Genomic DNA, 11,385 nt, shown 5'->3' on the forward strand with positions numbered 1-11,385 from the left:
ATTCCTAGCGCAATTCACTGAAATGCTTTACATGCAAAGGTTACAAGGATTTTGAAGGCTAATTCACAACAGCTCTAATAAGTGAGCGCTCGGATAGCAAACTTAGGCAAGGCCAGCATCCGCCGCCAGCGCCACGGCTCTTGATAAAGCCGATAGAGCCATTCCAGATGGTTATTGCAGAAGAAGGCCGGAGCCCGGTCTTTATTACCGGCCCAAATGTCAAAGCTGCCGCCGACCCCAATCCAAATCGCCTGGGGACACAGCGATCGCCGTTCGGCAATCCAAAATTCCTGTCGGGGCACTCCCAACGCGACCAAAATTACCGTGGGCTGCAACGCTTTTAATTGCGCTTCCAACGCGGGCAAATCATCGGGTTGAAAATAGCCGTCTTGCACGCCCACGATATTGATCCCAGGTTGACGCGATCGCCAGCTTTGCGCGGCAGTTTCCGCCACCCCAGGAGCCGCTCCGAGGAAGAAAACTGCATGGTCAGGAGTCAGCTTTTGCAACAGCGACTCCGCCAACTCAATGCCAGGGCACCGCTGGATGCGTTGACCCTTGAGGCGAAAGTACAACACGATGCCAGCGCCGTCGGGAATGGCTAAATCGGCTTGACACAGCACTGCCTTCAACTCTGGATGCTGGTCGGCCTGCATGGCCATTTCCGCATTGAGCGTCACCACATGTGCGCCCAAGCCCTGCTGGTGGCGCATGAGTAGCCAATCTTCGTAATGCGCTCCCCAGTGAATGGGGAGACCCATGACTGATAATGTTTGCAGCTCGCCCATGATGCTCTACTAAAGGGATCAATGAGGGATGACGGACAAAGGGAGCGATCACGACTCGCGCTTGATGAACGCGTCTGCAGCCGAATCTCTCCTCACCGGTCAATCCGAGCATGAATTGTACAGCACCAGAGCCCAAGCCGGTTTTCCCAAGCTCAGGAAACCTCGTGGATGCGGAAATTTCGGTATAGAACCGAGCCGGTGACCGAGCGCATTCTCACCCTGTGGGAAGTAGAAACAGCCGCTTAAGCCCTGTCCCGGTTCGCAGCTGACTGTGGGGTTGCCATTCCGGAAAAAGTCGGGATCGTAGACTTGCCGCGACGATTTTCGCAATCCCAAACCTAGCCGATGAACGCCTGCCTGCCTCAACGACTTCATTACAAAGACTGACTCCAGCCTAATAATCCAGTTCTTCTTCGTACTCGGTAACTTTTTTCTTCTGAGGAATATTGACCGGAGGCGCTTTGTAAGGCTCTGGTTCGTCGTCGGTCCAGACATCTCCCGTCACATCCTTCGCGTCAGTCTCGTAGTTCATTGGAGGAGGACTCACGGGCTGATTAGGCCAGTTGCCGGATTCATTAAGCGGCGCTTCGTTGTAGGCCATTTTGGCTCGGCGTTGGGGCATGGGCTCCGCCGAGATGGGTTCCGGTTCGCCCCAGTCATCTTCTGTCCAACGCTCTTCAACGACGGGGGTGCGAGTTTGTTGCATCGGTTCAACAGGCGTTTGGATGCCCGACGGCAGTTGATTCGCCGTCGAAACGGGCATGATGTACTCGCTTTCATCATCGCGCTCCCAAGGGGCGCGACCAATGCCCAGCCGCTCTAAAATGCCAACGCTGAGCTGTACCAGCTTTTCCTCTGCCCCTTCAAACACGATGAGCCGTTCGGGGCCACTGCTGACGATTTCATCGACGGGCAACTCGTAGGTGCTGATCACTTGATCGGGAATTTTGGGGAGGCCAAAGGAGGCGATGATAATCGATTCCAGCTTGCCAGTGACCACATCAAACTTGAGATCCCGCAGCTTGCCCAGCATCTCTCCCGATTCGGTAATGACCTCAGAATTAATCATGGTGCTGTAGGGCGTGAGGTTGAGGTCATCCTCCAGCACGTCGTCATCATCCACCAAAATCACGTCGCCCACCTGGCGAACGCTGCTGAGCTGCATCGTGTGCTCAGTGCCGGACATGACTCCAGGTAGCAGTTGCTCTCGCAGCCCCACGGCGACCACTTCGCAGCGATCGACGTCAACCCACAGCTGACTGACAAACCCTAAGCTTTTCCCCGTCGTTCTGGTGACAACTTGCGTGCCCAAAAAGTCGGAGCGCTGACGGAACTGGTCATAGGATGGGGTCATAGCCGGAGCCTGATTAAAACTTGATAATCAACACGTGAACCGCAGTTCGGTTTAAAGAATGATTCTACAGGAGGACTCTGATCTTAACAGATCTACATGGAGGCACTCTGTGGTTCCAAGCTGATGCCCAGGACTTGGGTGTAAGCGCCGCGGGCTTGGGTCACGCCAATAGTGCGCTGGGCAGCTTCAATCATGGGTCGCCGCAAACTCACCACAATGAACTGGGCCTGTTGAGCTTGTTGTTTAATCATTTTAGACAGTCGCTCCACATTCGCACCGTCGAGGAACATATCGACCTCGTCAAAGGCATAAAACGGTGAAGGTCGATAGCGCTGCAAGGCAAAAATGAAGCTCAGGGCCGTGAGGGATTTTTCGCCCCCGGACATCGAGGCCAGACGCCGCACGGGTTTGCCCTTGGGGTGGGCGACCAGATTGAGGCCACCGTTAAAGGGATTGGTGGGATCGTCGAGCTGGAGATAACCATCGCCATCGGAGAGCTGGGCAAAGATTTCGCTGAAGTTCTGATTCACCGCTTCAAAAGCTTCTTGGAAGGCGTGTTGACGCAGGGTGGTGAAGTTTTCGATGCGTAAGAGTAACTCGGTGCGTTCTTCTTGCAGGGTGGTGAGCTTATTAGACAGCTCTTCGAGCCGCTCTTGGGTTTGGTTGTATTCTTCGAGCGCCAGCATGTTAACAGGTTCCAGGGCTTCGAGGCGGCGCTGCAAGGAGCGGATTTGTTTTTTGACGGTTTCCAAGTCAATATCTGACGGAATTTCAGGCAGGGGATTGGGCAGGTCAGCCGCTTGGGTGGCGAGTTCGGTTTCGAGCGCCGCTAATTGTTGCTGGCGCTCTTGGCGCGTTTCGAGGCGTTTTTCGCGCTGCCATTCGAGCTGTTGCTTTTGGGTCTGCTGGTCGCGATATTGGCCTTCAACGCGATCGCGATTCCCTTTTTCTGCCGCCAGCTTGGCATCAAGGGCACTCAGCTGTTGGCGGGTGACCTGCATCGCGGTATTGAGTTCGGTTTGCTGCTGGGCCAGGGTTTGGCGTTGCTGATCTTGCTGCGTTTGCTGCCGTTGGTAATCCGCAATTTGGGTTTGCTGCTGCTGGCTAGTCAGTTGCACCCGCTCCTGCTGAGCCTGAAAATCGCGTAGGCGACGTTCAGCGGCTTGGAGGGTAGCTTGGCGATCGCTCAACTGCTGCTCTAACGCTTGTACTTCACTCTGCGCCTGCTGCCATTCACTGTGGGTTTGGGATTGCTCCAGGGCCGCGAGGGCATCACGCTGGGCTTGCAGCTCGGCCTCCTGCTCTGGCAAGTGGGTCGCGAGTTCGGCCAGGCGACTTTGGGCGGTCGTCAGTTCCGCCTGGTATTGGGCCAGGCGCGTTTCACTCTGCGCCCGTTGTTGTTGCAACTGTCGCAGCTGCTGTTGCACCTGCTGGGTTTGCAGGGCTTGTTCGCGGTGCTGTTGACGCGCTTCGAGCAAGTTGTCGGCAGCCGCTTTCACCGCTGCTTTGGTCGCCTCAATGCGCTGTTCGCAATGGTGGAGGATTTGGTCGATTTCGGTGAGGCGATCGCGCAGGGCGATCGCTTCCTCCGATTCTCCCGCTTCCACCGTGCCGAAATGCAGTCGGCCCCGCTGCCGACTGAGACTGCCCCCAGTCATCGCGCCGCTGGTTTCCAGGAGTTCACCATCGAGCGTGACCATGCGGAATTGCCCCAGATGGCCTCGCGCCGCCTGGAGGGTTTCAAACACAGCCGTACTGCCAAAGACGAATTCAAAGACTCTGCGGTAGCGATCGTCGCAGTCAATCAGGTCAACGGCATAATTCACCAGTCCGTCGGGGCGCTTCCAGTCCGGGATGCGGTTGATTTTGGGCACGCGAATGGCGTTCAGCGGCAGAAACGTGGCGCGACCAGCTCGCCGTTGTTTCAACAACGCAATGCCCTGGGACGCGACTTGGTCGTTTTCGACCACCAAATACCCCAACCGTCCCCCAGCGGCAATTTCTAGGGCCAATTGAAAGCGCGGATCGACACGACCTAGTTGGGCCACCAGACCACCAATGCCAGGCAAACCACTATCGATCAAAATCTGGGTAGCTTGGGTGCCCTGACTTTCTTGCATCGCCTGCGTTTGGGCTTCTAATTTGTCGAGCTCGCGCTGCTTTTGGCGCTGCTCTTGCAAGAGTCGCTGTTGGGTTTCTTGTTGCACCTTCAGTTCTTGTTCGGCATCGGCGACCACTTGAGCCAAGCGCTGAATGTTGGTTTCTGCACTCGCAGCATCGCCCTCGCCAGTCGATGCCGGCGTCTTCTGACCGTCGATCTGCTGGGCCAACTCATGGACGCTAGCGGATAGCTCGGCAATTTGCTGCGTGAGCTGACTGACCCGCTCTTGCAGCCGCACCTGCTCCGATCGCTGGGGCTCCAGCGTGCGTAGTAAATCCTCGATGTGGCGGCGACGCTGGGTTTGTTCTTCGACCCAGGCTTGGGAAGCGCTGGCGATCGCGCTGGTCGCTTCTCGTTTCGCCACCAAGGCCCCTTGGGCAGCCTCCAGGTGACGGGTAAGGGTGACCAGTTCGCCCTGCTGCAAGACCTGAATTTCTTCCGTCAGGCTCGCCAGGGTTTGTTGCTGCTCTTGCAGGTTGATTTGGCTTTGCCGCAGGTTGGCGGCAGTCGTTTGGCTCGCTGTCGTCAATCCCTGCTGCTGCCGCTGGAGCTGTCGCAACTCGGCCTCTTGGGTCGCTAGTTGCGATTGCAGCGCCAAATGTTCATCTTCTCCCAGGGCTTTCACCCGCGCATTTAGCGCCGTGAGTGTTTCGCCGGTGGTCTGCATCGTGGCGTCCAACTCGCGTACCTGCACGCCAAATTTCTGAATCGCTTCGGCATCTTGTTGAATCATCTGGCGCAGGGCATTGACCTGTTGCTGCTGCTGCCGCCAGGTCAACACCGTCTCCCACTCATTGCGGGTATGGAGTTCGGCCTTCAACTTCTGATACTTTTCGGCTTTGAGGCGATCTTGGGCGAGGCGATCGCGCTGGGTCACCAATTCCTGTTCCACCATGCGAAAGCGCTCTTCGCGCTCCCTTACCACTTCCAGCTTTTCCATCGCTTGGGTGATCTTGCGATCGAAAGAGGCCACCCCCGCCAATTCATCAATAATTTCGCGACGTTCGCGCGAGTTCATGGAAATAATGCTGGTCACGTCCCCCTGCAACACCACGTTGTAGCCCTCGGGATAAACGTGAAATCGCTGCAATTGCTCATGCAACTCAGTCAGCGTACAAGGATCGCCGTTGATGTAGTAGTTGGAGGTGTAAGTACCCTGGCTAGTCACCCGCAGGCGGCGTGTCACCGTCCACTCTCGATGCGTCGGCAGAGGCACCACCTTATGATCGTTCTCAGCCCCGCCCTCGGGGGACTCTCCTGCAGTTTCAGTCTCTGTTGACGGGGTGGCTTCCACCTCAATCGCGCCCTCGGTATCCGCTTCTACCTTGGGAGTGCTGCGGTCGATGATCAGATCAGGCGCAACATCGGTGATGTCAAACGTTACCGTAACCGTCGCTTCTGCGGTCGATCGCCGTCCAATATGAGTTTGATTCACCAGGTCGGGTAAGCGATCGGCCCGCATCCCGCGAGAACTTGCTAGCCCCAACGCGAACAACAGCGCATCCAGAATATTCGACTTGCCAGAACCATTGGGACCAGAGATCACCGTGAACCCTGGCAACAGCGGCACCGCTGTCGTGCCACCGAACGACTTGAAATGAGACAGTTCTACGCGCTTAATATGCACTGGCCAGAGCTTGAGCGGTTAAAACAAATGTACTTAAACTGCGGACGAATGACAAGACATTGACAGAGAATCAACCTGAATCGACCTGAATTGAGCAAATCTTACGGATGGACGGGACGCTTGACGCCGTCCTTAAACTCTTTGCAACCTCACAACTGACTAAGCCGATTGAAAATTGTAACCACTATATATGGCGTTGTCAGCAAAAATGCCCGCACATTACACATATATTTAGCGAAACCCTCAGGCGGCGGCCGGCGATCTGGATGAATGACGCCTTAGTGTACTGACAGAACCTGGGAAATGCCACTGTATTTTGGCTTGGGCGTCTTAAGCCTATGCGCACGGCAAGAAAATACCAGCTGGCGGGCAAGTCCTGTCGTCTACCTGGACAGTGTGGATGGTTCTGGGAATCTATGCTTTGGTCGACACCTTTTCGGACATCTACCGTCCAAGAGCTTAAACGCATTGGCCCAGTTCTTGCTGCCCTAACGGGTTGGTGGCATCAGCGCCCAGCCTGGACAGGGTTCATCCTTGCCGCCATGGCGCGACTGGTAATGCCCCCCACAGGAGGATTCACCCATGACAAATCATCAGCACTATGGCTTGTGGCTAGCCGGGATGGTTGGCGCGATCGCGGCGGTGGGCGCGGGGGCGAGAGCGATCGCCGCCAGTCCGCGCCTGACTGATCTGCCTGATCTGCCTAATGTGGGAGCCCCGGCGGCAGTGGCTGAGGTAGGTAGTGCTTTGTCCACCGACCAACGGGCCGAAATCTTAACGCTCCATAATGCGGCCCGCGCGGCAGTGGGTGTTGAGCCACTGATGTGGTCGGCAGCACTGGCTAGCGATGCTCAAGCTTGGGCTGATTACCTAGCCGCTAACGATCGCTTTGAGCACGATTCCTCTATTCGGGGGCAGCAGGGCGAAAACCTGGCCGCTAGCTTGGGCTATGCCAATCCCATTGATATCGGCGTGAGCAGCTGGATTGATGAACGCAACTATAATTACGTCCCCGGCGTGACCTTATCTGAGGCCATGTCTCGGGCGACCGGTGTCATTGGGCATTACACCCAGATCGTTTGGCGTGATACGACCCAACTCGGCTGCGGTCTGGCGACGAGCCGCGATGGCATGAGCAAGCTGGTGTGTCGTTACAATCCACCTGGTAATAACCTGCGGCAAGTGCCTTATTAAGCGATCGAGATCGCGGTCTGGCAACCTCAACCGGCCTTGCCTCTGGAACCTCTTGGAACTTCCCGCCATATCTGATGTTCAGGTGAATTGGGGTGGACTGATCGTCCCATCAGTTAGGTAATCTCGCTGGGGTAGGAGGCGTTACCATTCTGCGAGACAGACTTTGTACTCGCGTCATCAAACTTTTGCTGGTCAAAGTGATAAACCGTGCGAATGGGATAAGGGATGCTGTATCCGGCGCGATCGCAAGCAGCTTTCAGGGCCATGATGACCTGGGTGCGGGTGCGACGAATGACCAATTGGGTGGGGCGAGTCCAGTAGCGCACAACGAAGTTGATCGAGCTATCGGCAAACTCGGTAATGTCGACTTCGATCGCGGGGTCAACTAGCACCTCGGTCACCGTTGCGGCTGCCCTTTGCAATACCTCACGAGCCTTGGGCAGGGAGGTATTGTAGTCCAGGCCGATCACCAAATCCGTGCGGCGCTTCGAGTCTTCCGTCAGCACCTCAATGGGATTGGTGAACACCAGTGAATTGGGAATGACGATATTTTCGTTTTGATAAGTGCGGATTTTAGTGGCGCGAATGTTGATGTCGTCAACGGTGCCTTCGTAGTCGCTGACGATAATCTGATCGCCCACCTGAAAGGGCTGATTCAGCAGCAGCAAAATGCCTGCCAAGAAGTTTTTGAAAATGTCTTGAAACGCAAAACCAACGGCAACTGAGCTGAGTCCCAAGAGAGCAATGATGTCGCCCAGCCCCAGATCAGGAAACAGCAAAATGCAAACCAGCAAGATACCGCTAATCCAAATGCCGACGCTGGCGGCCTGCACGGCAAGCAGTTGGAGGGAAAAGTTATCGGTGCACCGCTCTGCCACCATGCGAGTTAATCGCCTAGCGGGTCTGACCAGGTAAGGCGTTAGGCAAATGATGACGATCGCAAGGAAAAGAGCTGGCAAAAACTCGATCGCCCCACTCACCAAATCCAGCAGACTGGTTTGAATCGTTTCTAACAGTACAGACATTGAGTAAAGGGTGCAAAACAATTGAGGAATGTCATTACTTTTATCCGTTCATCAAGGTGAAATGCATCTATCTGCGGTTAGGCATCTATCTACGGTTAGGAAAGTGGCTACAGGAGCGCTCGCAGTTTCCGGGATGTTGCTGATATGGGGGCGACTGGCGATCGCCCGATGGCGGCCCCGAAATGTTTCGTCCGAGGCGCAAAGTTCTTAGAATAGAGGGCGACCCGGAACCCTGGATGCCACTGTGACCGTTACGCCATTACCCACAACTGCGGACCCAATTGATTTACTGACTGAGGCGATCGCCTCCCTGGACTTGCCCGCCGACTGGGTGGGTATCCGGGCCACGCGGGAAGAAAGTGTGGTGCGATCGCAGCGTGACGGCAAGCCCGAGGCCAATCGGCGATCGCTGCAGCAGGGCGCGATGGTCGAGGTGCTAGTGAACGGGCAGATGGGCTACGCTGCCACCAATCGCCTCACCGTCGCCGGATTACGGCAAGCGGCCACGCTCGCCTGTCAGCAGGCCCAAGCAGCCGCCCCCTGGCGCATCCATGCCTTTTCCCCCGAGATTCGCCCCAAGGTGCTGGGCATCTACCAGACCTTCGCCGAAAAGCCCTTGAAGACGCTGACTACGGGCCATGCCCATGAGCTGCTGTCGCGCCTCTGTCAGGGCCTCAAAGTTTCCGACCTGATTGTGCAGGCCAGCGCCAGCCTCAGCGCCAAAGAAATCGACACCTGGCTGGTCAGCACCAGCGGCACCCAAGTCCATCAAAAGTTCTCTTTCTTTACCCCCAGCTTTAGCGCTACGGCTCAGGAGGGCGCGATCGTGCAGACCCGTACCAACAATGGTCGCGGCCATGCCTACCAGGCCGGCTGGGAATTTTTCGACGTGGGGGATGAGCTGTGGGCGTCGGTGCAGCGCATTGGCGAGCAGGCGGTGGAACTGCTGACCGCACCGGAATGTCCCGACCTGACGACGACGCTAGTGTTGGCCCCCGACCAGATGATGCTACAAATCCACGAGAGCATCGGCCATCCCCTGGAGCTCGATCGCATTTTGGGCGATGAGCGCAACTATGCGGGGGGCAGCTTTGTGCAGCCGGAGGATTTCGGCCAGTTGCAATACGGTTCCGACCAGCTCAACGTCACCTTTGACCCGACGGTGGAGCAGGAATTTGCCAGCTACGCCTTTGACGACACCGGGGCGGTCGCCGAACGGCAATACCTGATTCGCCATGGGGTGTTGCAGCGGGGCCTGGGTAGCCACGAAAGTCAGGCGCGGCTGGGGGTGCCCGGTGTGGCCTGTGCCCGCGCCACGAACTGGGATCGTCCACCGATTGACCGCATGGCAAATATCAATGTGGAACCGGGCGATCGCCCCTTCGGCCAAATCATCGGCTCCCTGGAAGATGGCGTGTATATGGAAGCCAACCGCTCCTGGTCCATCGACGATCAGCGGTTCAAGTTTCAGTTTGGCTGTGAGTACGCCAAGCGCATCCGTAATGGGGCACTGGCGGAAACGGTGCGCAACCCCAACTATCGGGCCACCACGCCGCAATTTTGGCGGAGTCTGTCGCAGGTGGGCGATCGCAGCACCTGGCAGGTGTTTGGCACCCCGTTTTGCGGCAAAGGGGAACCCAACCAGATTATTCGGGTGGGGCATGGCGCGCCCGTGTGCGCCTTCAATGACATTGAAGTGTTTGGAGGAGCGGGCTAATGCAAACTTGGGAAAACACGTTCAATCAACTCATGGATGCGCTGATGCCGCAACTGGTTGAGGGCGAAGCGGTGACGGTGACTTTGGTGGCGGAGGAGAGCGAATTCACCCGATTTAACCAGGCCAAGGTGCGCCAGACTGGCAGCATTGAAAACGGCTCCATGTCGGTGACACTGCTGGCGGATGGGCGATCGACCACCGAGTCCATCACCTTTACTGGCGAAAAAGCAGCGGATTGGCCCTTGCTCATGACGGCCCTGCACACCCTGCGGGACGAACTGCCTCAACTGCCCGAAGATCCCTACATCGTGCTGCCGGCAGGCGATGACCACAGCCGCGAAGTGTACGACGGGGAACTGCTGGAGATGGCGGCGATCGCCCCCACTCTATTACCGAAAATGGCGGGGCTGGACGCGGTGGGCCTCTATGCCGGGGGGCGCTGTGTGCGGGCCTATGCCGACTCCGCTGGTCAACGTCACTGGTTTGCTACTGCCACCTTCACCCTCGACTATTCCTTGTTCACCGAGTCGGGGCAGGCGGTCAAGGGCACCTACGCCGGACGCACCTGGGACGATGCCGCCTACACGGAGAATCTTGCCGCCGCCCAAACCCTGCTAGGGCAAATGGCCCAACCGCCCAAACAGCTGGAACGGGGCCAATACCGCACCTACTTTGCCCCCGCCGCCGTCGCCGACCTGATGAGCATGCTCTCTTGGGGCGGCATTGGGGAGGCCTCGATTCGCCGGGGCGGCAGTGCCCTCGGGCCGTTACAGCGGGGCGAAAAAACCCTGTCGGACAAGCTGCACCTGTTGGAAGACTTTTCTCAGGGACAGGTGCCCCGCTTTAACCAATATGGGGAACTCGCGCCCCTAACCATGCCCCTGATCGACGGGGGCCAGTTGCAAAACACCCTGGTCAGTGCCCGCACCGCGAAGGAATACGGCATTCCCTCCACCTTTGCGGAAGGGGGCGAATATTTGCGATCGCCCACCCTAACCCCCGGCACCCTGGCCGAATCTGACATCCTCGCGGCACTGGATACGGGGCTGTATGTGTCGAACCTGCACTATCTGAACTGGAGCGATCGCCCCAACGGTCGCATTACTGGCATGACCCGTTACGCCTGCTTCTGGGTGGAAAATGGCAAAATCATTGCCCCCATTGAGGATCTGCGATTTGACGAAAGCCTTTACAACTTTTGGGGGGCTAACTTGATCGACCTGACCCAGGAAACCCAATTCATTCCCGAAGTGGGCAGCTACGGCTTCCGCGATCTCGGCGGCACCCTCGTTCCGGGGATGCTGGTCAACAACTTTGCTTACACCCTCTAGTGCTCTGTTCTCGCCCAAGGCAGAAGGCAGAATTGGCAGTCCGGCGCAATCTAGTACCGCTCGGCGTAAATTTACTACCCATTAGCCCTCACCCTAAATCCCTCTCCCAAGCTTGGCTACTAAGTACACATAAATCCCTCCTGGGCTAGTGACCATCCCTGAAAGATGGCCTCAAATTTCCTGAGCCC

The 11,385-nt window shown here is 57.0% G+C and carries 7 protein-coding genes; 3 read left to right on the forward strand and 4 right to left on the reverse strand.

What is annotated here, in order from left to right; all coding sequences use genetic code 11:
* Positions 1-74: 74 nt before the first annotated feature.
* The 3 genes from JUK32_RS11170 to smc all read right to left on the reverse strand — a co-directional run bounded on the left by JUK32_RS11170 (position 75) and on the right by smc (position 5,930).
* A complete protein-coding gene (locus JUK32_RS11170) occupies positions 75-788 on the reverse strand; it encodes a WecB/TagA/CpsF family glycosyltransferase (protein ID WP_204138935.1) in 714 nt (237 codons plus the stop codon).
* Positions 789-1,182: 394 nt separating this feature from the next.
* Positions 1,183-2,142 carry a PRC-barrel domain-containing protein gene (locus JUK32_RS11175; protein ID WP_204138936.1) on the reverse strand — a complete coding sequence of 320 codons (960 nt, stop codon included), beginning with the start codon at positions 2,140-2,142 and terminating at the stop codon, positions 1,183-1,185.
* Positions 2,143-2,234: 92 nt separating this feature from the next.
* Positions 2,235-5,930: a chromosome segregation protein SMC gene (smc, locus tag JUK32_RS11180; protein ID WP_204138937.1), complete on the reverse strand. Its 3,696-nt coding sequence runs from the start codon at positions 5,928-5,930 to the stop codon at positions 2,235-2,237.
* A 582-nt stretch (positions 5,931-6,512) separates the two neighbouring features.
* On the opposite strand from smc, the gene JUK32_RS11185 reads away from it, so the two are divergent.
* Positions 6,513-7,124 (forward strand): CAP domain-containing protein, encoded by a 612-nt coding sequence (locus tag JUK32_RS11185; protein WP_204138938.1) that lies wholly within the window; start codon positions 6,513-6,515, stop codon positions 7,122-7,124.
* A 113-nt stretch (positions 7,125-7,237) separates the two neighbouring features.
* Here the strand turns inward: JUK32_RS11185 and JUK32_RS11190 are convergent, their stop codons facing one another.
* On the reverse strand, positions 7,238-8,149 hold the full coding sequence (locus JUK32_RS11190; protein WP_204138939.1) for a mechanosensitive ion channel family protein: 912 nt from the start codon (positions 8,147-8,149) through the stop codon (positions 7,238-7,240).
* Positions 8,150-8,393: 244 nt separating this feature from the next.
* On the opposite strand from JUK32_RS11190, the gene JUK32_RS11195 reads away from it, so the two are divergent.
* The gene (locus JUK32_RS11195) at positions 8,394-9,866 is read left to right on the forward strand and encodes a TldD/PmbA family protein (protein ID WP_309224530.1); all 1,473 of its coding nucleotides are present in this window, start codon (positions 8,394-8,396) and stop codon (positions 9,864-9,866) included.
* Positions 9,866-11,197, forward strand: a complete 1,332-nt coding sequence (locus JUK32_RS11200) for a TldD/PmbA family protein (RefSeq protein ID WP_204138940.1) — start codon at positions 9,866-9,868, stop codon at positions 11,195-11,197. The genes JUK32_RS11195 and JUK32_RS11200 overlap by 1 nt, the downstream gene beginning before the upstream one ends.
* Positions 11,198-11,385: the final 188 nt, after the last annotated feature.

Origin of the sequence: Halomicronema sp. CCY15110, assembly GCF_016888165.1 — a bacterium.
Taxonomy (GTDB): domain Bacteria; phylum Cyanobacteriota; class Cyanobacteriia; order Phormidesmidales; family Phormidesmidaceae; genus Halomicronema.